Here is a 19,911-nt window from a genome sequence, read left to right as displayed (position 1 = left end):
TAAGCATCAGGACGTACTGTTGCGTCCTTGTGCACGGGCAGGATCAGACATGAACGAAGAGACGGTACATGACAAATCGCTGACGGTCCTGCTGGCGCTGGTGAGCCTTGCGTTCATCTGGATTCTGCTGCCGTTCTACGGTGCGGTGTTCTGGGCGGTGATCCTCGGCATCCTCTTTGCGCCCCTGCAGCGTCGACTGCAATTGAGGTTCGGCTGGCAGCGCAATCTCACGTCTTTGCTGACCCTGGGCATCTGTTTGCTGATTGCGATTCTGCCGGTCATCGTGCTTGGCATCTTCCTGGTCCAGGAAGGTACGGCGCTTTACAAAAGCGTGGAAAGCGGCGAGCTGGATATCGCCGGTTATGTCGCGCACTTCAAACACAGCCTGCCACCGTATTTCCAGCATTTGCTCGACCGCTTCGGCGTGGGCGAACTGAACGGCCTGCGCGAGAAGATCATCAAGAGCGCAATGACCGGCAATGAGTTCCTGGCGACCCAGGCTTTCAGTTTCGGTCAGGGGACGTTCGAGTTCGTCGTCAGTTTTTTCATCATGCTGTACCTGTTGTTCTTTTTCCTGCGCGATGGTGCGGAGCTCGCCCGCAAGGTACGCATGGCCACGCCATTGCAGGAACATCAAAAGCGCCGATTGCAGCTCAAGTTCAATCGCGTGGTACGGGCGACGGTGAAAGGCAATCTGTTGGTGGCGATCACGCAAGGCGCATTGGGTGGCCTGATCTTCTGGTTCCTGGATGTTCCCAGTGCGTTGCTGTGGGCGGTGCTGATGGCATTTCTGTCGCTGTTGCCAGCAGTGGGGGCAGGGATCGTCTGGGCGCCGGTGGCGGCGTTCTTCCTGATGACCGGGGCGATCTGGCAGGGTGTGGTGTTGGGATTGTTCGGCGTGTTCGTGATCGGTCTGGTGGATAACCTGCTGCGCCCGATTCTGGTGGGCAAGGACACGAAAATGCCGGATTACATGATTCTGATCTCGACCCTCGGGGGCCTGGCGATCTTCGGGCTCAACGGTTTTGTCATCGGACCGTTGATCGCGGCCCTGTTCATGTCGAGCTGGGCCATATTCATTGAAACCAAACCACGGGTTCAGTTGCCTTAGGCATCGAATTTACCCGTCTGTGCGGCGCTGACACGCTTGGACATTGCCTGGGCGTCAGGCAGAGAAGTGAGCGGGCCGCTGATCTGTTCGCCGTCCAGTACCAGATACCAACATGCCAGCAGGCCGGAGGCTCTGAGCGAGGCAGGAACGGCGCTGCCGATAACGGACATGATTTGAATCTGAGACATCACAAGTACCTCCCTCGAACGATGGAGATACCTTACGGGGCCGAAAAAATTTCCGACAATCACCGTTTTCGATAGTGGTCATTGACGCCGTTGAGACCAGGAGACTGTCTGTGGTTCAGTCCACCACCTGGTCGAGCATATGAATCACTTCCTGCTCGTTGAGCAAACCCTTGCGCACCAGTGTCTGGGTCAGTAGCGAGAGGAACTTGGCGCTGCGATGACCTTCAAGTTGCTTGAGTTCGGTCAGGGCGTTGTACACCTTGCCGGAGGTGCACAGTCCGACTATGCGGTGCGGATTCTGTGTGGGCATGCGGGCGTCCTTGTTGTGATCAACCTGTTGTTGGCGGACAGGTCCGAGCTTGCGGGTCTGATATGACAAAAATATGACGATTTCCCTCGACGGGAGGGTCGTCCCATCTTGCCTGCTTGAATGACCGGCACTGTCCCGAGAGCGACGCTGACGCGATTTATCCAGACCTGTACCGACGAGTGGTCAAAAAAAAGCCCCGCTGGCGGGCGGGGCTTCTTGCATTCGTTACCAGCGGCCATAGCCATGGGGCGGGCCGTAGTAACCGCGTGGTGGGCCGTAATAGCCGCGGGGAGGTCCGTAATAGACAGGTGCCGGTTGGTAGTAAACCGGTTGCTGCACATACACCGGTGCCGGCTGGTAATAAACCGGTGGCGGCGCGGCATATACCGGTGCAGGTTGGGCATAGACCGGCGCCGGCGCGGCATATACAGGGCGATTGCTCTCGATGATGGCCGAGCCGATGATTGCCGAGCCAACGAGCGCGCCAAATACCGCCGGGCCTTGCCAGTAGTTACCACCACCATGGGCTTGTGCCTGCCCTGCGATAGCCAGAGCACCGATGAGCAAGGCAACAGCGGGGATTTTACGGATCATGATAATTCCTCGGTTCTTCGACCCGGCGCTTGCGTCTGCTATAGACCCAAGGATCGACGCGGGGATACTTCTAAGACAACGTATTTCTGAAAATCAGCACAGCCGCCAGGTAAATTTTGTGTAAGGTCTGTACCGTCTTGCTTACGGTGGTGTGATGCCGCCTGTAAACACGGGACTATGATCGATCAGAACACGATGGACCGGCTAAACCGTCCATCCGAAAGTGCATTGCAAGGAGATTCACATGCAGATGAACCCGAACAAAGACACCCGTTTGTGCATGTCCCTGTCGGGGCGCCCCGGGAACTTTGGTCTGCGATTTCACAATCATCTGTATGAGCAACTGGGGCTGAACTTCTACTACAAGGCGTTCAGCAGCCAGGATCTGCCCGGGGCAGTGGGCGGTATTCGGGCCTTGGGTATACGCGGTTGCGGCGTTTCGATGCCGTTCAAGGAGGCCTGCATCGCCCTGGTCGATGAGTTGGACCCGTCCGCCGCAGCCATTCAGTCGATCAACACCATCGTCAATACCGATGGCCATCTCAAGGCTTACAACACCGATTACATTGCGATTGCCCAGTTGCTGCAAACCCATGCGGTGCCCACGGACATCACCTTTGTCTTGCGTGGTAGTGGCGGGATGGCCAAGGCCGTGGCCAGCGCCTTGCGCGATGGTGGTTACAAAAACGGCACGATTGTGGCCCGCAACGAGCAAGCAGGGCGCGCGCTGGCCGATTCCGTGGGATACCCGTGGTTGTCGGAGCTGGGCTCGCAGCGTCCACAAATGCTGGTAAATGTCACGCCGATCGGCATGACAGGCAGTGCGCAGGCCGATCAATTGGCATTCGAGGCAGAAGCGATCATGGCGGCGGATATTGTCTTCGATGTGGTGGCAGTACCGGCGGAGACGCCGTTGATCGTGCGCGGGCGCGCCGAGGGCAAGCGTGTGATCACCGGTCTGGAAGTGATTGCGATCCAGGCGCTGGAGCAGTTTGTGCTGTACACCGGTGTGCGGCCGACCGAAGAGCAGTTTCAAAAAGCAGTGGCTTTTGCCCGCAGTTAGGAGATTTTCCATGCATCCTCCCATTCTCAATCTGAATCAGGTCGAGCTTGAACCACTGCCTTCGGCGTTTACTCCGACGGGGGAGGCCGCCGGGCGTTATCGGCAACGTTTGGCCCGTGTCGGTCAGCAATTGGGGGCACAAAAACTCGGCTATCGCTTGTATGCCCTGGAACCGGGCATGCGCGGCAGTCCGTTTCACAGTCACCGGGTCAATGAAGAGATGTTCTATATAGTGGCCGGGGAGGGCGAGGTGCGTCTTGGCGATGAGCGCTTTGCGATTCGCGCCGGTGACGTGATTGCCTGTCCGGCGGGCGGGCCGGAAAAAGCGCACCAGATCATTAACACCAGCAACGCTGAGCTGCGCTATCTGGCCGTCAGTACCCAGCAATCGCCGGATATCTGCGAGTACCCTGATTCCGGAAAATATGCGGTGATGGACGACTTCAAGGTCGATGCCCAAGGCAATGCTTCAGGCTTCGTCGCCGTGGCCCGGCAGGTGGATGGGGTGGATTACTGGGACGGTGAGTAACCGCATGCACCCCAGGTTCATTGTGGGAGCGAGCCTGCTCGCGATTGCAGGCTGTCAGTCGCATGGGGGCCAAGGTGTCACCGCAAGCAGGCTCGCTCTCACCGTCGGTCGATAACCGCCAGGTTATTCAAGCCGCGCCAGGCGTTCTTCCAGCGCCGCAATCCGCGCTTCCAGCTCTTCGATCCGCTCGACGGACACTGCGCTGCCGCCACCACGTTCCACCGGGTTTTGCCGTGCGGCGAGGATCTCCTCGATGTCCGCCGGATCACCCAGGGCATGCATGTAGCGGTCTTCCCGCTGTCCGGCCTGGCGCGGAATCAGCAACGCCAGGTCCCGTGCAATCAAGCGCTCCAGTTGATGGACGACTTGCTCTGCGTCTTCGAAGTCATGCATGCGTGCACTGCGGGTCAACAGTTCGTTGATGGTTTGCGGTCCACGTAGAAACAGCAGGCCCATCAGGGCCACCTGGGCCGGCACCAACTCCAGCGCCTTGTCCACCTTGTGTTCCCATCGATCGGCTCGACTCCCCATTACCAATCGGGTCATGCCGCGCCCTTCCAGGGAGCGCAGGCTCTGGCCGACCTGGCCCTGGGTCAGGTTCATCACCGGTTCGCGGCTGGTTTTCTGGTTGCAGGCGATCATCAGTGCATTGAGGGTCAGCGGGTAGGTTTCCGGGCTGGTGGCCTGTTTTTCGATCAAGGAACCCAGAATACGGACTTCCGTGCTGGTCAGACGTGGTTCTTCGAGGGGCTGTTCTTGCTCGTGGTTCATGGCTCTGCGTCCTTATCCGGATTCGGGTTTTCGCTGCGTGGAGGCACTTTAGTTCGGCAGGTGCCGATGGCAACAGGAATCGTTGCTATTCACTGTGTTTTTTTACAAATTTTCCTTGAGTTGATAACGTTTTTTTTACAATTCACCGGGCACCGTATGCACGGCCGCTGTCTGCCCCTAAAATGGGGAGTCGCGCATGACCTTCATGAACGCGGATATCGGCCTAAATAAAGAAAAAGTGGAGCAAGGGATGAGCTTGAGTTTGACATTGACTCAACAGGATGTGCTGATCAGCGTATCAGTGACATGACGATTCTTGTGACCGGCGCAGCCGGCTTCATCGGCTTTCATACCGCCCGGCGCTTGTGCCAGGACGGTCATGAAGTAGTCGGTATCGACAACCTGAACGATTATTACGATGTAACGCTCAAGCAGGCGCGACTCAAAGAGTTGGAGTCTTTGCCGGGCTTTCGCTTCCGTAAGGTCGACATCGTCGATAAACCGGCGTTGCTGGCATTGTTCCGCGAACACCAGTTCACGGAAGTGGTGCATCTGGCGGCGCAGGCCGGCGTGCGCTATTCCCTGGACAACCCGGATATCTACGGGCAGTCGAACCTGGTGGGTTTCCTCAATGTACTGGAAGCCTGTCGTCAGCATCGTCCCGCGCACCTGATTTACGCGTCCAGCAGCTCGGTGTACGGCAGCAACAGCAAGATGCCCTTCAGCATCGAAGATGCCGTCGATCACCCCATTTCGCTCTATGCCGCCACCAAGCGCGCCAACGAGCTGCTTGCCGACAGTTACTGCCATCTCTACGGCCTCAAGGCCAGTGGCTTGCGCTTCTTTACCGTGTACGGTCCGTGGGGCCGTCCGGACATGGCGCTGTTCAAGTTCACCGAGGCGATTCTCAAGGGCCAGCCCATCGACATCTATAACCAGGGGCAGATGGCGCGAGATTTCACCTACGTCGACGATATCGTCGAAAGCATCGCCCGCCTGCGCACGCGTGCACCGCAGGCGGATGCGCCCGACAAGGGCTGCAACCGATTGTTCAACATCGGTCGCGGTGAGCCAATGGCGCTGCTGGACTTCATCGAGTGCCTGGAGACCGCTCTGGGCATTCAGGCCCGGCGCAATTTCATGCCGTTGCAGGACGGCGATGTGATCAAGACCTGGGCCGATGTATCGGCCCTGACCGAGTGGATCGATTATCGCCCGAAGGTGGCGGTATCAACCGGCGTGGCAGAGTTTGTGAAGTGGTATCGCCAGTTCTATCAGCTATGAACCATTCGCCCTTGAAAATAAAGAGCAAGGCCAAAGAGGGCTTTTATGAGCAATGACATTTTTGTATCCGTAGTGATCCCCGCGAAAAACGAAGCGAACAACCTCAAGCCCCTGCTTGAAGAGATTCGCGTGGCGCTGGCCGATGAAGCTTACGAAATCATCGTGGTCGACGATGGCAGCACCGATGCCACCATGCACGAACTGCTGCAGATCCGGAACAACGGCCTGAGTGCCTTGCGAATCCTGCAGCATGACCGTTCGCTGGGGCAGAGCACATCGCTGTACCACGCGGCACAAGAGGCGCGTGGGCAGTGGCTGGCAACACTCGATGGCGACGGCCAGAACGATCCGGCGGACATCCCCGGTATGCTGGCGCTGGTGCGCGGCATGCACGGCAGCGCCAATATTCAACTGGTGGCGGGGCACCGGGTCAATCGCCAGGACACCGCAAGCAAGCGCTGGGCCTCGCGTTTCGCCAACGGCCTGCGCAGCCGCCTGCTCAAGGACGCGACGCCCGACACCGGTTGTGGCTTGAAGCTGATCCAGCGGGAAGCGTTTTTGCGCCTGCCGTACTTCGACCATATGCACCGCTACATTCCGGCCCTGATCCAGCGCCATAACGGCCGAATGATCGTTCATCCGGTCAATCACCGGCATCGTACGGCCGGCGTCTCCAAATACGGCAACCTTGATCGTGCCCTGGTGGGCATTCTCGACCTCTTCGGCGTCTGGTGGCTGATCAAGCGCACGCGTTTGAACACCCAGGCACAGGAGATCCAAAAATGAATTTGTCCCGTGAAGCCTTGTGGCTGGCGGTTGGCTTTGCCGGACAAATTGCGTTTACCGGTCGTTTCGTTCTGCAGTGGCTGTACAGCGAATACAAGAAACGCAGCGTGATTCCGACCAGCTTCTGGTACTTGAGCATCGTCGGCAGCGCCTTGCTGCTGGCGTATGCCATTTATCGGCAGGACCCGGTGTTCATCGCCGGTCAGGCGTTTGGTTTCATTGTGTATCTGCGCAACTTGCAATTGATTGCAAAAAGCAAACACCTGAAGGAGTAATTCATGCGCAGATCATTGTCGCCCAAGGTCGAATGCCTGGGGTTGATGCTGCTTGCCCTGCTGTTGATCGGCGCAGGGCTGGGATTGCGTCAGGCCCAGAACGTCGATGAAGAGCGTTTCCTCGGCGTCGCCCTGGAGATGCTGCACAACGGCTCGTGGCTGATTCCCCATCGAGCCGGGGAAATCTACGGCGACAAGCCGCCGATCTTCATGTGGGCGGTGGCGTTTTTCGCCTGGTTGACCGGCAAGCCCAATCTTGCCCTTTACATCCCCGGGCTCTTTTCGGCGGTTACGGTCACGGCGATGGTCTATGACCTGGGGCGGCGGCTGTGGAACCAGCGCATCGGGCGCACGGCTGCGCTGTTGTACCTGGCGACTTATCAGACCTACAGCATCCTGCGTACCGGGCAGATCGACAGCTTCCTGATTCTGTTCACCAGCCTGGGCCTGTACGGCCTGGCACGACATCTGCTGCTGGGACCGGCCTGGCGCTGGTTCTACGTGGGCTGTGCGTCGATGGGGATCGGCGTGATCACCAAGGGCGTGGGCTTTCTGCCGGTGTTGATGCTGATTCCGTATGCCTACGCAGTGCGCAAGGACTGGGACGGCGTGGTGGCCATGCCGGGTCAGAAGCGCAAGTGGTTCCTCGGGTTTGTCGTGATGCTGGCGGCCATCGGAGTCTGGCTGGTGCCCCTGGCGTTGTCGATTGTGCTCAACGGCACCGCCGATGAACTGGCCTACGCACGGGAAATCCTGCTGCGCCAGACCGCGGGACGTTATGCCGCGTCCTGGGATCACCGTGAACCGTTCTGGTACTTCCTCACCAACGTCATCCCGCAGTACTGGCTGCCTTTGGTCCTGACGCTGCCCTGGCTGGTGCCGGCCTGGCGCCGTCAGCTGCAAAAGCGTGACGGTCGGGTTCTGGTGTTTCTCGGTTGGGTGGCGCTGGCTGTGTTGTTCTTCAGCATCAGTGCCGGCAAGCGCAAACTCTACATCTACCCGGCGCTGCCTGCCCTGGTACTGGCGGCCGCGCCGCTGATTCCATGGCTGCTCAAACGCTGGTTTGCCGGGCGCCCGCGTTTGCGTCGGGCATTCCCGGTGCTGGTGGCGGCCTGGTTCGCGCTGTGGTTCGCCCGCGGCTTCATCGAGCCGATCAAGGACGGCCCCAATCCCCACGAGCCGATCATGGCGCAAGCGGCAGCCATGACCCACGGTGCCGACCTAGTGCTGGTCAATTGGCGCGAAGGGCATTGGCTGTTTGCCCGCCAGCCGATCGTGCATTTCGGTATGGCCGACTCGACGGTCGAAGAGGCCGCGCAATGGTTGCGCGAGCATCCAAAGGCTTACGCCCTGGTACCGGACGAATTGCTGGGCAAATGTTTCAATCCGGATAGCGCCCATGAATTGGGTGAGACATCCCGTGCCGAATGGTCGATCGTCGGCGCCGATGCTGACAATGGCCAATGCCATTCCGGCACGCCTGCCCAAGTCTATCGTTTCGATTGGGGTCGAAACTAAGGATGAACATGGCAAGGAATGCCGGACTATTCGTCGTTTTCATTGCTTCAGCGCTGGTTTTTGCCAGGGGTGCCCGGACTGACGGGCACCCTGCGCTGCTCAGCGATGTATCTGCCAACATCACCGAACTTGAAGCCAAGGGGCGCTTCGTCAGTAGCCGCTCCCTGTGCAGCCAGGCGTGTGACCTCAAGAACACCGTGCCGCAAGCCGAAGGAATGACCAGGGATCGCGATGGCGAGCTCGATGTCGTCGGCGGGCCGAATCCGTTCTATCGCTTCAGCAAGTCGATCAAAGCGTCGGTAGCCAGTTTGGAGACATCCTGATGAAGTTGAGCCTCGGTCATTTGTCGAACCGCAACCTCGGCCTGCTTGCGGCGGTGGCCATTGCGCTGCTGTTTTTCTGGGGGCTTGGCAGCGTGCCGTTTCTCAGCGTCAACGAAGCCCGCCGCGCTGTCACCGTGCGGGAAATGCGGGACGCGGGAAGTTGGCTTTTGCCTTACATGAACGGCGACTTGTACCTGTCCAAGCCGCCGTTTTTTTATTGGGTGGGCCTGGTGTCCACTGCAGTGCTGGGCAGTCTGTCCGAATGGAGCGTGCGCTTGCCTTCGGCCATGGCTGCAACATTGTGCTGCATCGCTACCTACATGTACGGCGTCAGGCAGGCAGGGCGGCAGGCGGGTTTGTTCGCCGTGGTGTTCCTGGCCGCGAACGGGGGCTTCAGTCTTTTCGCGCGGCGCTCGGAAATCGAGATGCTGTTGACCCTGTTGTGTTTCGGTGCGTTGTTGACAGCCTGGCACTTCATCTTTCGCCAGGGCCGCGTCGTCTGGAGTCGACTCAGTTACGTGCTTCTGGGTTGTGCGCTGCTGACCAAGGGCCCGGTGTGCCTGCTTTGGGTCACGGCACCCATTCTGGTCTATGCCTTGATCTACCGCGATGCCCGGGCCAGGGCTTACCTGAGTGACGGTTGGGGCTGGTTGATTGCCGTGTTGCTGGGCAGCTCCTGGTATGCGGCCGTGTCACTGGATCAGGGTTGGGGCATCTGGGGTTCGATCATCAACGAAGACATCGTGAAGAAGATCGACGGGCAGGGCGCCGAACCCTGGTATGCCTACCTGCTGTACCTGGCCGGCGATTTTTTCCCGTTCTGGCTGATTGTGTTTGTACGGCCGCGTGCGTTTTGGGCAATGATCCGTTCGCGTCGCGAGGCGGCCATGCTGTTGTGTTGCAGCCTGCTGCCGCTGCTGGTTTTTTCGTTTTTCACCGAAAAACACGGCAAGTATCTGTTGCCGATCTACCCCTCCATGGCGTTGTTGCTGGCGATGCATTGGAGCGCGGTGCTCGAAGGTACGAAGGGCCGCTGGCGAGCATGCCTGGCAACGATTCCTTGCGTGATGCTGGCCGGGTACGTGGTGTTCTATGCATTTGTAGAAGCTCGCGTACTGGCTCACCGCGTCGGCGGCCTTGAGCAGGTCGCGGCACTGGCGGCCGGGCAGTCGGGCCAGAAGGCCTACAGTGTCGGCGAGCCGGATATCCGTCTGGTCTACTACATGGGGCGGCCAGTGGAATCGCTCACGGTTGCCCAGTTGCAAGGTGAATCCCGCCCGACGGGGCTGTTGTTCGTGCAGGAGCCGCTTGAGCCGCAACTGCAGGGGCTGATCTCTTGCGAGGTGGGAGAGGTCAAACCGTACCTGAGTCCCAAGCGCGCGGCACTGCTGGTTCACCTGGGGGCGGGCTGCCATTGACCTGTTTCCCACGCCGCCTGCTCACGCCGGCGGCGAGGAGAGGCTGCTGCAACTGAAAAAGACCCGTCTCGCAACGGCTGCACGTGGCTATAATCGGCCGACGTTTTCCATCGTCACCACATGAGACCTGCCATGACCATTTCCCTGTACGAAGCCTCTGTCCCTGTTTTCCAGCAAATGCTCAACGCCCTCAGTGATGTGCTGAAAAAGGCCGAAGCCCACGCCACCGAAAAAAACATCGACCCGAACGCTTTCCTGCAAGCCCGTCTGTTCCCCGACATGTTCCCGCTGGTGCGCCAAGTGCAGATCGCTGTTGATTTCAGCAAAGGCGTGACCGGTCGCCTGGCACAAGTGGAGTTGCCGAAATACGACGACAGCGAAACCACCTTCGCCGAGTTGCAGGCGTTGATTACCAAGGCGCTGGGCTTCATCGGCAGCATTAAGCCCGAGCAGATCAACGGCAAGGAAGGCATCGAAATCGTGACCCGTCCGGGCACCCCAAAAGAGAAGCGCTTCTCCGGCCAGGCTTATCTGCTGACCTACGGTCTGCCGCAATTCTTCTTCCACGTCACCACGGCCTACGCGCTGCTGCGCCACAATGGCGTGGAAGTGGGCAAGCGCGATTACATGGGCGCGTTCTAAGCCGTCGAGGTACAAAAAAGCCCCCGCAACCTCAGGCTGCGGGGGCTTTTTCATGGGTACGATTTTTTCAGCCGCATCATCAATTCTTGTGGGGGCGAGCCTGCTCGCGATGACGGACTTTAATTCAACACCAATATTGACTGTTATGGCTCCATCGCGAGCAGGCTCGCTCCCACAGGGGCCGCAGTGTTATGCCAATCGTTCGGATTTCCGCTTTTCACCCAGGCACGCCGCGGCCGTGAACAGCACGTCGGTGGAGGAGTTCAGGGCGGTTTCCGCCGAGTCCTGCAAGACGCCGATGATGAAGCCCACCGCCACCACCTGCATGGCGATTTCGCTCGGGATGCCGAACAGGCTGCACGCCAGTGGGATCAACAGCAGCGAGCCACCGGCCACACCCGAGGCACCACAGGCGCAGATCGCCGCGACGACGCTCAGCAGAATGGCGGTTGGAATATCGACGACTATGCCCAGCGTATGGACCGCCGCCAGTGTCAGCACCGTGATGGTGATCGCCGCGCCGGCCATGTTAATGGTGGCGCCCAGTGGGATCGACACCGAGTAGGTGTCTTCGTGCAGGCCCAGGCGCTTGCTCAATTCAAGGTTGACCGGGATGTTGGCCGCCGAACTGCGAGTGAAGAACGCAGTGATGCCGCTCTCGCGCAGGCAGGTCAGCACCAGCGGATACGGGTTGCTACGCAGTTTCCAGAGCACGATCAGCGGGTTCATCACCAGCGCCACAAACAGCATGCAGCCCAGCAGCACGACCAGCAGGTGAGCGTAGCCGATCAAGGCGCTGAAACCGGAAGTGGCCAGCGTCGACGCCACAAGGCCGAAAATCCCCAATGGTGCAAAGCGGATGACCAACCGGACAATAAGCGTCACACCGTTGGACAGGTCGCCGAGCACTTCGCGGGTGTTATCGCCGGCATGGCGAATGGCAACGCCCATACCGATGGCCCAGGCGAGAATGCCGATGAAGTTACCGTTCATCAGTGCGCTGACCGGGTTGTCGACCACACTGAGCAGCAGGCTTTGCAGGACTTCACTGATGCCGCCAGGCGCGGTGACGGCCATATCCTGGGTGGACAGGACCAGGCTTGACGGAAACATCATGCTGGCAATCACGGCGACCACGGCGGCGGCGAAGGTGCCCAACAGGTACAGGAACAGAATCGGGCGAATATGCGTCTGTTGACCATGCTTGTGGTTGGCGATCGACGCCATGACCAACACGAACACCAGAATCGGAGCGACAGCTTTCAGGGCTGAAACGAATACTTTGCCGATGAATGCCGTGGACTTGGCTGCTTCAGGCGCGAACAGGGCCAGGGCAATGCCGATGATCAGGCCAATCAGGATCTGTGTGACCAGGCTGGTGCGTTTCAGGCGTTGCAATAGAGAAGGGGGTGAAGCGGTCATAAATAACGGCGTCTCTGAATGGAGTAAGTGCAGGTTCCCGGGCTGGCAACAACAAGCGGGGGCGAAAGCTGTCGGCGCACACCAGAAACTGGAATGCGCAATCAAGGTCCTGAAGGGATCGATCAGCACAGGGTGTACGTATCGCGGGGGCGCGGACTTTATCACAGCGCCTTCGAGATCCTTCAATGCTGTGACGATCTGCCACTTCGGGCTGAATGCGATTTGCAGGTTCGTGCAACTTTGTTCGCAAACACTCTGTTAAGCTTCGCCATCCTCATTTTCTGTACTGCCAGTGAGCCTTCGGGCTATCGCTGGTGCTGTCGTTTTTTTGGAGTTTTGCATGCTGTTGCCCATCTTTCTGTTGTCAGCCGCCGGTTTTACGGTGCTGACCACTGAGTTCATCATCGTCGGCCTGTTGCCGGCCATCGCCCGCGATCTCGAGGTCAGCATCCCGCAAGCAGGCTTGCTGGTGACCCTGTTCGCCTTTACGGTGGCAGCGTTCGGGCCGTTTCTGACGGCGTACTTCGCCCGTTTCGAGCGACGCAGACTGTTCATCTCGGTGCTGATCATGTTTGGCCTGGCCAATACCCTGGCGGCCTTGGCACCGAACATCTGGGTCATGGCGTTTGCAAGGTTGATACCGGCGCTGGGCCTGCCGGTGTTCTGGGCATTGGCCAGTGAGACGGCGGTGGACATCGTCGGCCCCGACTACGCCGGCCGGGCCATCGCGAAGATCGGTTTTGGCATTGTCTGCGCCACGGTGTTTGGTATCCCGGTGGGCACGCTGATTTCCGATGCCTTCGGCTGGCGCAGTGCCTTCGCCATTCTGGCGTTCATCGCATTTGCCAAGGCGCTGCTGCTGTTTGTCTACCTGCCGAAAACCAGCCTGCACCAACATCAGGTCAGCTTCCTCTCGCAGTTCAGGATCCTGCGCAGCCCGTTAATGGTGGGTCATGTATTGCTGTCGATTGTGGTGTTCAGCGGCATGTTCACCGCCTACACCTATCTGGCGGATATCCTGGAGCGCCTGGCCGGGTTCAACGGCACTGTGGTCGGCTGGTGCCTGATGGGTTTCGGTGCGGTGGGGCTGATCGGCAACTCCCTGGGCGGCCGCGCGGTCGATCGTCATCCGCTGGTTGCCTCGATGATGTTCTGCGCGTTCATGATTGCCGGTCTGGTGGCATTGGTGCCGAATATTCATTCGCCTGTCGGCCTGGCGGCGGCAATGGGCATCTGGGGTGTGACGCAGGCGGCGCTGTTTCTGGTCAGTCACGTGCGTCTGATCAAGGCCGCGCCCGATGCGCCGGCGTTCGCTGCGTCATTGAACATTGCCGGGGCCAATCTGGGGATTGGCCTGGGCGCCATGATCGGTGGGCGAGTGATCGACGGTGTGGGCCTGCAAGGTGTGGGTTTCGCCGCGGCCGGACTTATCCTGGCTTCGATCCTGCTGGCAATCGCGTTGATGGCCCTCAAGCCCCGCGAAGTCTGCGCCTGAGCCTCACAATTCGGTAAACAACTCGCGTCGGGCACCTTCGGTAATGGCGACAATGCCGGGGTGCTTGACCTTGCGTTCCACTGAAATGGCATAGAACGACTCGCTCACCGCCGTGGTCTGGCCAATCACCTGCACGCCATATTGGCGCTGAACTTCATCGGCGATCACGCTCGGGCCGATGAATATGCCGCTGCCGGACTGCCCGAACGCCTGCATCAAGGCGCTGTCGTCGAATTCGCCGACAATTTGAGGCTGGATCTGCTGTTCGGCGAACCATCGCTGCAAGCGATTGCGAACCACGGTTTCCGCTCCGGGAATCAGCAGGGGCGCGCCCTGCAGATTGCGCGGGAAATCCTGACCATAACGTTTGGCCAGTTCGGGAGTGGCAAAGAAACTGATCCCGCATTCGCCGAGTTTCTGACTGTAACCCTTGATGTCCAGGTGCGAGGGCATCGGGCTATCGGATATCACCAGGTCCAGGCGCTGAATCGCCAGGTCGGCAAGCAGGCGTTCCAGTTTGTCTTCGCGGCAGGTGATGCGCAGTGGCTCGCTCAACTCCATGGTCGGCGCAATCAGGCGATAGACGATGGATTTGGGCACCACATCGGCCACGCCCACGCGAAACAGAATCTGCTGTTCGTTAGGTTGTGTCCGTAACATCCGCTCCAGTTCGCCGCCCAATTGAAACATCTGCTCGGCGTAGGGCAGGGTCTGTCGACCGGCCTCGGTGAGCTCCAATTGCCGCCCGACACGACGGAACAACTCAATGCCGTAGGTTTGTTCGAGCAACGATATCTGCCCGCTGATGGTCTGGGGTGTGAGGTTCAGCTGCTCGCAGGCGCGCACGATACTGCCGGTCTTGGCCACCACCCAGAAGTAATGCAATTGTCGATAATTGAGCATGCTGATCTTCTATTCGAATAAACCGAAGTATAACCGCTGAAAATACGAATTTTCCTGAAGTATTCATCTCCCTAGAATGCATCGCTATCAACGGGCCATCGTCGCGGCGCGTTCGTTATATCGAGGGAAGCATCATGAAGTTCAAAGCCACGGTACTGCTGGTCGCCTCTTTAATGGTCCTGGCCGGATGTGATCAGGCCGAAAAGAGTGCCCAGCAATTGATGGGCAAGGCTGCCGAAAGTGCCAAGCAAGCGATCGACGATACCCACAAGGCTGCCGAGCAAGCGCTCAGCGAAGCCACCAGCGGGTTGACCGGAAAAAAAGAATCGTCGGAACAGGAAGCGGAAAAATCCGAATCTTCCTCCCAGGAAATCTAAACCGTCTTACAGCGAGTCAGGACTGACCCATGGAATACCTTTTACAGCTAGCTGCCAGCCCGACCGCCTGGATCGCCCTGGCCACCCTGGTGGTGATGGAAATCGTGCTTGGCATCGATAACCTGATCTTCATTTCGATCCTGACCAACAAATTACCCGAGAAGCACCGGCAGAAGGCGCGGCGCATCGGTATCGGCATGGCGTTGATCCTGCGATTGGGCCTGTTGAGTACCATCGCATTCATCGTCCAGTTGACCGAGCCTGTGATCGACTTTTTCGGCCACGCGTTTTCCTGGAAAGACATGATTCTGATCGCCGGCGGCCTGTTCCTGTTGTGGAAAGCCACCACCGAAATCCATCACAGCATGGACCCGGCTCCGGAGGATCCGACATCGGCGACTTCGACCGTGACCCTGGGCTTTGCTGCGGCAATCGGTCAGATCCTGATGCTGGACATGGTGTTCTCCATCGACAGCATCATTACCGCTGTCGGCATGACCGAGCATCTGCCGATCATGATCATCGCGGTGGTGGTGTCGGTGCTGGTGATGTTGTTGGCGGCAGATCCTTTGGCCAAGTTCATCAACGACAACCCGACGGTGGTGATGCTGGCCCTGGGCTTTTTGATCATGATCGGCATGACGCTGATCGCCGAAGGCTTTGGCGCCCATGTGCCGAAGGGGTACGTGTACGCTGCCATGGCGTTCTCGGCTGCCATCGAAGTGTTGAACATGATGTCTCGCCGGGCGAAGCAGAAGCGCGTAGCCGCTGAAGCCTGATAGACCCTTGCGAAAAGGCCGCCTGCGCTCCAGGGAGCGCAGGCGGCCTTTTTTTCGGTGAGAAATCGGTCAGTGGGCGGAAGCGTGATGTGTGGTGGCTTTTTCCGTTTTCTCCAGGGAGGCTGGAGGGACAGGGTGGTGATGGCGACGGCTGATACGCAGTACACCCCATAACATCGCGGCTGCGATAGCCAACCAGCTGAAAATCAACACCACAATCGTCATCGTCAGGCTCATCGCTGCCTCCTCTTTGCCCTGCGGCGGGCGCACACGCCTTGCAGGTGACAGTCTAGTCGTTGCCGTATTGCAGGCTATTGACCAAAGGTCGATTGTCACCAACCAGTTCTCTCTATCGAATGCACTGGACTACCGGTTAAGGCTATACCGCAGCCGCGCGGCGCCCTATGATCGACGGCCAAGCCGGGAAGCGGATTGCCCGGCGCCTGAACAAGAGAGTGACAATGGTGCGGGTAATTTCTCGAATGGTATCGGCGGCGATGATTCTGGGTTGTGTCGCCAGTCTGGCCGGTTGTGCCGGTAACGTGGCGCCGCAGATCCAGCGTCTGCCCGAGCGGGTCGAACTCAGTGGCCGGTTCTATCGTGGCGTGGCCAATCAAAGCGGACCGCAAGTGCTGGCAAGCATGCTGTCGCAGCAGGGTGTCGTGATTACGCCGGGGTTGCTGGACAAGCCCCTGCACTTGCCCGGTGCCGAGGCTCAGCTGCAGCAAAACATGCAGAACCTGGCGCGAGAATACGGGATGATGGTTTATCCCCTGGACAGTAATCTGCCATCCCTGTTGACCCAGGTAGCGGCGGGGTATCCGGTGATGGTGCGCTTTACCGAGGGCTCGGCGCTCTGGGCCGAGCCGCGTTATGCGATTCTGTCCGGTTACAACCGTCGCAAGCAGACTGTTCTCTTGCGCTCGGGGATGGAGCAACGGTTGTCAATGAGCTTCAGCGCCTTTGAGTCAGCCTTCAAGGATGCCGGTGGCTGGGCCGTGCTGATTCAAGCGCCCACGCAGATCCCGGCCGAGGTTGATCGGCAGCGTTGGCTGAAGGCGGCTGGCGATCTTGCCCAGGCCGGTCAGGAGCAGGCGGCTGCAAAAGCCCGCAAATCACTGGGTGGGCAGTAAGCCCGTTCGTCATCTTTCAGGCACCGCGGTGCGTTGAAGGTATCTGATAGTAGAGGCCCGCTGATTCGGGTCTGAGATCAGGAGACGGCCATGGCAGATTCCGAAACCCCTCGCGGTCCGCATTCTTCCGAGCACTCCTCAGGTGAGGAGCTGGGGTTCGATCCCGACTCTCCAGACCTCAGCGACCCTCAGGTCGACCCTGTGGGGCCGGCCCGGGCGCCAAGGGATGTCAAGCCGGGGGACAATCCCGGGGCCCCGGTCAAACCCTACGATCCGCTCGGTGATCTGAAACCCTAGAACGCTTGTCCCCAGGTTTTCTTGGAGGTGCGTATGTCCACTGATTCGAGCTTCGATGACAAAGGTCCGGAAAGCGTTCCCACCACGCCCGAAGAAGACATCGATCCGGTACTGGATCCTGGCAGCCCGCTGCGCGATCCCCTGGCCCGACCCATGGTGGTGCCTGCCGAGCATTCACAGGGATGGAGAGATCCTTGTGCCGGCGATGGCATTCCGGATGATGACCAGATGCCGTTGCCCAACGATTAACGGATAGACGAAAAAGCCCCGAGAAATCGGGGCTTTTTCATGGGTTTGCGCGGTTACTTGGATGCTTCGATCACACCGCTCTGGCGGTGCTTGAGGTTCTTGTCCGATTTGTACTGCATGGCAACCGACGGCACGTTGGCGCTCTTGCCGGTCTCGACCCAGTTACGGATACGAGTGGCATCGGCAAAGTGGGTGTATTTGCCGTAGGCATCGAGGATGACCATGGCTACGGGACGATTGGCCATGTGCGTCACCAGCACCAGGCAATGGCCGGCTTCATTGGTGAACCCGGTTTTCGTCAGCTCGATATTCCAGTTGGGTTTGTTGACCAGATGGTCGGTGTTACGAAATCCCAGGCTGTAGTTGGGTTTGCGGAAAGAAACGGTTTTTTCCTTGGTGGTGCTCAACTCCGTCAGCAGCGGATATTTGTGCGCGGCAATCAAGAGTTTGCTCAGGTCGCGCGCGGTAGACACGTTGCGTGGTGACAGGCCGGTTGGTTCGACGAAATGGGTGCTGGTCATGCCCAACGCCTTGGCCTTGGCGTTCATCGCCGCGATAAACGCGGCATAACCGCCCGGATAGTGGTGGGCCAGGCTCGCTGCCGCCCGGTTTTCCGACGACATCAGCGCAATCAACAGCATTTCCCGGCGGGGCATTTCGCTGTTGAGCTTGACCCGGGAAAACACGCCTTTCATTTCCGGGGTGTCACTGATGTTGATGTTGATGTACTCGTCCATGTTCTGTCTGGCCTCAACCACGACGAGGCCGGTCATCAGCTTGCTGACGGATGCGATGGGGACAACCACGTCAGGATTGCTGGCGTAGATGACCTTGTTGGTCTGCAGATCCAGCAGCAGTGCACTGCCGGAAGCGATTTTGAGTTGCGAGGTGTCTCTAGGCGCTGCGGTGGTTTCGCCGGCGCTGGCAATTGGCGTGATGAAAGTCCCTGTAACTGCAAAAATTAGGCTCAGGATCGAAAGACGGATTTTCACGCTGGCAGACTCGTAAAGTGTTGGTACGCCGTTTTGTAACGGGCTATTTCTTAAAAAGCGCGACATTCTGGAGTATGGCTGAATAACTGTCGATGGTTGTTCGAAGTCGGAGTGAAAGTCCTTCAAAACATGAAAAAAAAGTTATTTTCCGTTAAGTGGTCAACCCTGTTTCAAGAGCAAAAAAGAACCCCGCATGGGCGGGGTTCCTTTCGACGCTGAATGACTTTTTCGCTGGATTCAGCTGTGCAGGGTTTCGGCTGCGTACAGCGTGTTTTCCAGCAGGCAGGCACGTGTCATCGGGCCTACGCCACCCGGAACCGGAGTGATCCAGCCGGCGCGGGGCAGGGCGGTTTCGTAGATCACGTCGCCGACCAGTTTGCCGTCGTCCTGGCGGTTGATGCCGACGTCGATCACGATGGCGCCTTCCTTGATCCACTCACCCTTGACCAGGCCGGGTTTGCCCGCGGCTACGACGACCAGGTCGGCACGACCGACGTGCCCCGCCAGGTCCTTGGTGAAACGGTGGGTGACGGTCACGGTGCAGCCGGCCAGCAACAGCTCCATGGCCATCGGCCGTCCAACGATGTTGGAAGCCCCGACAACCACTGCGTTCATACCGTACAGATCGACACCGGTGCTCTCCAGGAGGGTCATGATGCCCTTCGGGGTGCATGGGCGCAGCAAGGGGATGCGTTGGGCCAGGCGGCCGACGTTATAAGGGTGAAAACCGTCGACGTCCTTGTCCGGACGGATACGCTCGAGCAATGTGGAGGCGTCCAGGTGCTCAGGAAGAGGAAGCTGCAGCAGCACGCCATCAATCGCCGGGTCGTCGTTCAGGCGATCGATCAGCTCGGTCAGTGCTTGCTGGGTGGTGTCGGAAGGCAGGTCATAAGCCTGGGAAAGGAAACCGACCTCTTCACAGTCTTTACGCTTGTGCGAGACATAAACCTGAGAGGCGGGATCGCTGCCGACCAGGATCACCGCGAGGCCGGGCGTGCGCAGGCCTTGCTGGCGACGCTCGGTGACGCGTTGGGCGATCTGCTGGCGAAGGCTGGCGGCGATTGATTTGCCGTCGATTAGTTGTGCAGTCATTGCGCGTGGTTAACCATCGAGAGGGGAAAAAAAGAGCGAGCATTCTCGCATGTCATGAGGTGAGGGCAAAGGCGCTTGGTCTGCAAATTCCCCTAAGCCCTTTAATTAAATGAATTTTTTTAAAAAATGATTTGACGGCCTTCAGGGGGCTCTATACTATTCGTCGCACTTGTCGGGCACAGCCTAGCACTGGTTAAGAAGGTCGAGCGAAATCAAGGTTTCGCAAGGCTGAAAAGCAATTAGTTTGTAGTCCTCCAAGAGTACAGATTAATAAGGCGCCCGTAGCTCAGCTGGATAGAGCATCCGCCTTCTAAGCGGATGGTCGCAGGTTCGAGTCCTGCCGGGTGCGCCATTAGGCAG

The 19,911-nt window shown here is 58.8% G+C and carries 25 protein-coding genes and 1 tRNA gene; 17 read left to right on the top strand and 9 right to left on the bottom strand.

Translation table 11 applies throughout. The features are described from left to right. Positions 1 to 49: 49 nt before the first annotated feature. Complete coding sequence (locus ACQKP2_RS15915) at positions 50 to 1,111, top strand: AI-2E family transporter (protein WP_427577728.1); 1,062 nt, start codon at positions 50 to 52, stop codon at positions 1,109 to 1,111. On the opposite strand, the gene ACQKP2_RS15910 is transcribed toward ACQKP2_RS15915, so the two are convergent. The 3 genes from ACQKP2_RS15910 to ACQKP2_RS15900 all read right to left on the bottom strand — a co-directional run bounded on the left by ACQKP2_RS15910 (position 1,108) and on the right by ACQKP2_RS15900 (position 2,203). Continuing rightward, a complete protein-coding gene (locus tag ACQKP2_RS15910; protein ID WP_427577726.1) occupies positions 1,108 to 1,299 on the bottom strand; it encodes a hypothetical protein in 192 nt (63 codons plus the stop codon). The two genes, ACQKP2_RS15915 and ACQKP2_RS15910, sit on opposite strands and share 4 nt — an antisense overlap. A 115-nt stretch (positions 1,300 to 1,414) precedes the next feature. Continuing rightward, positions 1,415 to 1,609, bottom strand: a complete 195-nt coding sequence (locus ACQKP2_RS15905; protein WP_427577725.1) for a hypothetical protein — start codon at positions 1,607 to 1,609, stop codon at positions 1,415 to 1,417. 225 nt (positions 1,610 to 1,834) lie between these two features. Further along, complete coding sequence (locus tag ACQKP2_RS15900) at positions 1,835 to 2,203, bottom strand: hypothetical protein (RefSeq protein WP_427577723.1); 369 nt, start codon at positions 2,201 to 2,203, stop codon at positions 1,835 to 1,837. A 244-nt stretch (positions 2,204 to 2,447) separates the two neighbouring features. Here ACQKP2_RS15900 and ACQKP2_RS15895 point away from each other — a divergent pair, with 244 nt between their 5' ends. Further along, positions 2,448 to 3,266: a shikimate 5-dehydrogenase gene (locus tag ACQKP2_RS15895; RefSeq protein WP_427577722.1), complete on the top strand. Its 819-nt coding sequence runs from the start codon at positions 2,448 to 2,450 to the stop codon at positions 3,264 to 3,266. A 10-nt stretch (positions 3,267 to 3,276) separates the two neighbouring features. Further along, entirely contained in the window at positions 3,277 to 3,795 is a 519-nt protein-coding gene (locus ACQKP2_RS15890) for a cupin domain-containing protein (protein WP_427577721.1), read from the top strand. A 123-nt stretch (positions 3,796 to 3,918) separates the two neighbouring features. Here ACQKP2_RS15890 and ACQKP2_RS15885 read toward each other — a convergent pair whose 3' ends face one another. Continuing rightward, positions 3,919 to 4,566, bottom strand: a complete 648-nt coding sequence (locus tag ACQKP2_RS15885; RefSeq protein WP_427577720.1) for a YceH family protein — start codon at positions 4,564 to 4,566, stop codon at positions 3,919 to 3,921. Between the two features lie 306 nt (positions 4,567 to 4,872). Here ACQKP2_RS15885 and ACQKP2_RS15880 point away from each other — a divergent pair, with 306 nt between their 5' ends. From ACQKP2_RS15880 to ACQKP2_RS15850, 7 genes are all read left to right on the top strand, one after another. Further along, entirely contained in the window at positions 4,873 to 5,850 is a 978-nt protein-coding gene (locus ACQKP2_RS15880; protein WP_427577718.1) for an NAD-dependent epimerase/dehydratase family protein, read from the top strand. Between the two features lie 45 nt (positions 5,851 to 5,895). Next, complete coding sequence (locus tag ACQKP2_RS15875; RefSeq protein ID WP_427577717.1) at positions 5,896 to 6,636, top strand: glycosyltransferase family 2 protein; 741 nt, start codon at positions 5,896 to 5,898, stop codon at positions 6,634 to 6,636. Then, positions 6,633 to 6,911: a lipid-A-disaccharide synthase N-terminal domain-containing protein gene (locus tag ACQKP2_RS15870; RefSeq protein ID WP_427577715.1), complete on the top strand. Its 279-nt coding sequence runs from the start codon at positions 6,633 to 6,635 to the stop codon at positions 6,909 to 6,911. Before ACQKP2_RS15875 ends, ACQKP2_RS15870 begins: the two co-directional genes overlap by 4 nt. Positions 6,912 to 6,914: 3 nt before the next feature. Next, entirely contained in the window at positions 6,915 to 8,429 is a 1,515-nt protein-coding gene (locus ACQKP2_RS15865; RefSeq protein ID WP_427577713.1) for an ArnT family glycosyltransferase, read from the top strand. Between the two features lie 8 nt (positions 8,430 to 8,437). Continuing rightward, entirely contained in the window at positions 8,438 to 8,752 is a 315-nt protein-coding gene (locus ACQKP2_RS15860) for an SdiA-regulated domain-containing protein (RefSeq protein ID WP_427577712.1), read from the top strand. After that, positions 8,752 to 10,170 (top strand): ArnT family glycosyltransferase, encoded by a 1,419-nt coding sequence (locus tag ACQKP2_RS15855; RefSeq protein ID WP_427577710.1) that lies wholly within the window; start codon positions 8,752 to 8,754, stop codon positions 10,168 to 10,170. Before ACQKP2_RS15860 ends, ACQKP2_RS15855 begins: the two co-directional genes overlap by 1 nt. 132 nt (positions 10,171 to 10,302) lie before the next feature. Then, positions 10,303 to 10,812 (top strand): DUF1993 domain-containing protein, encoded by a 510-nt coding sequence (locus ACQKP2_RS15850; RefSeq protein ID WP_427577709.1) that lies wholly within the window; start codon positions 10,303 to 10,305, stop codon positions 10,810 to 10,812. Between the two features lie 189 nt (positions 10,813 to 11,001). On the opposite strand, the gene sstT is transcribed toward ACQKP2_RS15850, so the two are convergent. Then, complete coding sequence (gene sstT / locus ACQKP2_RS15845) at positions 11,002 to 12,234, bottom strand: serine/threonine transporter SstT (RefSeq protein ID WP_427577707.1); 1,233 nt, start codon at positions 12,232 to 12,234, stop codon at positions 11,002 to 11,004. 340 nt (positions 12,235 to 12,574) lie between these two features. Between sstT and ACQKP2_RS15840 the strand changes: the two genes are divergently transcribed. Then, positions 12,575 to 13,729 (top strand): MFS transporter, encoded by a 1,155-nt coding sequence (locus tag ACQKP2_RS15840; protein ID WP_427577706.1) that lies wholly within the window; start codon positions 12,575 to 12,577, stop codon positions 13,727 to 13,729. Between the two features lie 3 nt (positions 13,730 to 13,732). Here ACQKP2_RS15840 and nhaR read toward each other — a convergent pair whose 3' ends face one another. Continuing rightward, a complete protein-coding gene (gene nhaR, locus ACQKP2_RS15835; protein ID WP_427577705.1) occupies positions 13,733 to 14,632 on the bottom strand; it encodes a transcriptional activator NhaR in 900 nt (299 codons plus the stop codon). 134 nt (positions 14,633 to 14,766) lie between these two features. Here nhaR and ACQKP2_RS15830 point away from each other — a divergent pair, with 134 nt between their 5' ends. Together ACQKP2_RS15830 and ACQKP2_RS15825 are read left to right on the top strand one after the other, a co-directional pair. Beyond that, positions 14,767 to 15,009, top strand: coding sequence for a hypothetical protein (locus ACQKP2_RS15830; RefSeq protein WP_427577704.1), 243 nt, complete (start codon positions 14,767 to 14,769; stop codon positions 15,007 to 15,009). Between the two features lie 29 nt (positions 15,010 to 15,038). Further along, positions 15,039 to 15,788 carry a TerC family protein gene (locus tag ACQKP2_RS15825; protein WP_427577703.1) on the top strand — a complete coding sequence of 250 codons (750 nt, stop codon included), beginning with the start codon at positions 15,039 to 15,041 and terminating at the stop codon, positions 15,786 to 15,788. A gap of 69 nt (positions 15,789 to 15,857) precedes the next feature. Here the strand turns inward: ACQKP2_RS15825 and ACQKP2_RS15820 are convergent, their stop codons facing one another. Then, a complete protein-coding gene (locus ACQKP2_RS15820) occupies positions 15,858 to 16,025 on the bottom strand; it encodes a hypothetical protein (protein WP_427577701.1) in 168 nt (55 codons plus the stop codon). Between the two features lie 167 nt (positions 16,026 to 16,192). Here ACQKP2_RS15820 and ACQKP2_RS15815 point away from each other — a divergent pair, with 167 nt between their 5' ends. The 3 genes from ACQKP2_RS15815 (at position 16,193) to ACQKP2_RS15805 (ending at position 17,467) form a co-directional block, all read left to right on the top strand. Continuing rightward, entirely contained in the window at positions 16,193 to 16,921 is a 729-nt protein-coding gene (locus ACQKP2_RS15815) for a peptidase C39 family protein (protein WP_427577700.1), read from the top strand. Between the two features lie 90 nt (positions 16,922 to 17,011). Beyond that, the gene (locus ACQKP2_RS15810) at positions 17,012 to 17,218 is read left to right on the top strand and encodes a DUF6021 family protein (RefSeq protein ID WP_427577698.1); all 207 of its coding nucleotides are present in this window, start codon (positions 17,012 to 17,014) and stop codon (positions 17,216 to 17,218) included. 33 nt (positions 17,219 to 17,251) lie between these two features. Next, positions 17,252 to 17,467, top strand: a complete 216-nt coding sequence (locus tag ACQKP2_RS15805) for a hypothetical protein (RefSeq protein ID WP_427577696.1) — start codon at positions 17,252 to 17,254, stop codon at positions 17,465 to 17,467. Positions 17,468 to 17,520: 53 nt separating this feature from the next. On the opposite strand, the gene pbpG is transcribed toward ACQKP2_RS15805, so the two are convergent. Next, positions 17,521 to 18,459: a D-alanyl-D-alanine endopeptidase gene (pbpG, locus tag ACQKP2_RS15800; protein WP_427577695.1), complete on the bottom strand. Its 939-nt coding sequence runs from the start codon at positions 18,457 to 18,459 to the stop codon at positions 17,521 to 17,523. Between the two features lie 237 nt (positions 18,460 to 18,696). After that, entirely contained in the window at positions 18,697 to 19,551 is an 855-nt protein-coding gene (folD, locus tag ACQKP2_RS15795; RefSeq protein ID WP_427577694.1) for a bifunctional methylenetetrahydrofolate dehydrogenase/methenyltetrahydrofolate cyclohydrolase FolD, read from the bottom strand. Positions 19,552 to 19,826: 275 nt separating this feature from the next. Between folD and ACQKP2_RS15790 the strand changes: the two genes are divergently transcribed. Then, a tRNA-Arg gene (locus ACQKP2_RS15790) sits at positions 19,827 to 19,903 on the top strand. Positions 19,904 to 19,911: the final 8 nt, after the last annotated feature.

This window comes from Pseudomonas sp. NPDC089569, from assembly GCF_050280625.1.
GTDB lineage: Bacteria > Pseudomonadota > Gammaproteobacteria > Pseudomonadales > Pseudomonadaceae > Aquipseudomonas.
Note: the sequence above shows the minus strand (reverse complement) of the source record. Positions and strands in the feature narration are given on the sequence as shown.

What these genes read in the sequence shown, in the direction of transcription:
- ACQKP2_RS15890 (WP_427577721.1), top strand. Translation starts at nt 3,277, where the DNA reads ATGCATCCTCCCATTCTCAATCTGAATCAGGTCGAGCTTGAACCACTG.
- ACQKP2_RS15880 (WP_427577718.1), top strand. Translation starts at nt 4,873, where the DNA reads ATGACGATTCTTGTGACCGGCGCAGCCGGCTTCATCGGCTTTCATACC.
- ACQKP2_RS15810 (WP_427577698.1), top strand. Translation starts at nt 17,012, where the DNA reads ATGGCAGATTCCGAAACCCCTCGCGGTCCGCATTCTTCCGAGCACTCC.
- ACQKP2_RS15840 (WP_427577706.1), top strand. Translation starts at nt 12,575, where the DNA reads ATGCTGTTGCCCATCTTTCTGTTGTCAGCCGCCGGTTTTACGGTGCTG.
- folD (WP_427577694.1), bottom strand. Translation starts at nt 19,551, where the DNA reads ATGACTGCACAACTAATCGACGGCAAATCAATCGCCGCCAGCCTTCGC.
- ACQKP2_RS15870 (WP_427577715.1), top strand. Translation starts at nt 6,633, where the DNA reads ATGAATTTGTCCCGTGAAGCCTTGTGGCTGGCGGTTGGCTTTGCCGGA.
- ACQKP2_RS15805 (WP_427577696.1), top strand. Translation starts at nt 17,252, where the DNA reads ATGTCCACTGATTCGAGCTTCGATGACAAAGGTCCGGAAAGCGTTCCC.
- ACQKP2_RS15850 (WP_427577709.1), top strand. Translation starts at nt 10,303, where the DNA reads ATGACCATTTCCCTGTACGAAGCCTCTGTCCCTGTTTTCCAGCAAATG.
- ACQKP2_RS15875 (WP_427577717.1), top strand. Translation starts at nt 5,896, where the DNA reads ATGAGCAATGACATTTTTGTATCCGTAGTGATCCCCGCGAAAAACGAA.
- ACQKP2_RS15860 (WP_427577712.1), top strand. Translation starts at nt 8,438, where the DNA reads ATGGCAAGGAATGCCGGACTATTCGTCGTTTTCATTGCTTCAGCGCTG.
- ACQKP2_RS15820 (WP_427577701.1), bottom strand. Translation starts at nt 16,025, where the DNA reads ATGAGCCTGACGATGACGATTGTGGTGTTGATTTTCAGCTGGTTGGCT.
- ACQKP2_RS15825 (WP_427577703.1), top strand. Translation starts at nt 15,039, where the DNA reads ATGGAATACCTTTTACAGCTAGCTGCCAGCCCGACCGCCTGGATCGCC.
- ACQKP2_RS15815 (WP_427577700.1), top strand. Translation starts at nt 16,193, where the DNA reads ATGATCGACGGCCAAGCCGGGAAGCGGATTGCCCGGCGCCTGAACAAG.
- sstT (WP_427577707.1), bottom strand. Translation starts at nt 12,234, where the DNA reads ATGACCGCTTCACCCCCTTCTCTATTGCAACGCCTGAAACGCACCAGC.
- ACQKP2_RS15910 (WP_427577726.1), bottom strand. Translation starts at nt 1,299, where the DNA reads ATGTCTCAGATTCAAATCATGTCCGTTATCGGCAGCGCCGTTCCTGCC.
- nhaR (WP_427577705.1), bottom strand. Translation starts at nt 14,632, where the DNA reads ATGCTCAATTATCGACAATTGCATTACTTCTGGGTGGTGGCCAAGACC.
- ACQKP2_RS15885 (WP_427577720.1), bottom strand. Translation starts at nt 4,566, where the DNA reads ATGAACCACGAGCAAGAACAGCCCCTCGAAGAACCACGTCTGACCAGC.
- ACQKP2_RS15915 (WP_427577728.1), top strand. Translation starts at nt 50, where the DNA reads ATGAACGAAGAGACGGTACATGACAAATCGCTGACGGTCCTGCTGGCG.
- ACQKP2_RS15905 (WP_427577725.1), bottom strand. Translation starts at nt 1,609, where the DNA reads ATGCCCACACAGAATCCGCACCGCATAGTCGGACTGTGCACCTCCGGC.
- ACQKP2_RS15830 (WP_427577704.1), top strand. Translation starts at nt 14,767, where the DNA reads ATGAAGTTCAAAGCCACGGTACTGCTGGTCGCCTCTTTAATGGTCCTG.
- ACQKP2_RS15895 (WP_427577722.1), top strand. Translation starts at nt 2,448, where the DNA reads ATGCAGATGAACCCGAACAAAGACACCCGTTTGTGCATGTCCCTGTCG.
- ACQKP2_RS15865 (WP_427577713.1), top strand. Translation starts at nt 6,915, where the DNA reads ATGCGCAGATCATTGTCGCCCAAGGTCGAATGCCTGGGGTTGATGCTG.
- ACQKP2_RS15900 (WP_427577723.1), bottom strand. Translation starts at nt 2,203, where the DNA reads ATGATCCGTAAAATCCCCGCTGTTGCCTTGCTCATCGGTGCTCTGGCT.
- ACQKP2_RS15855 (WP_427577710.1), top strand. Translation starts at nt 8,752, where the DNA reads ATGAAGTTGAGCCTCGGTCATTTGTCGAACCGCAACCTCGGCCTGCTT.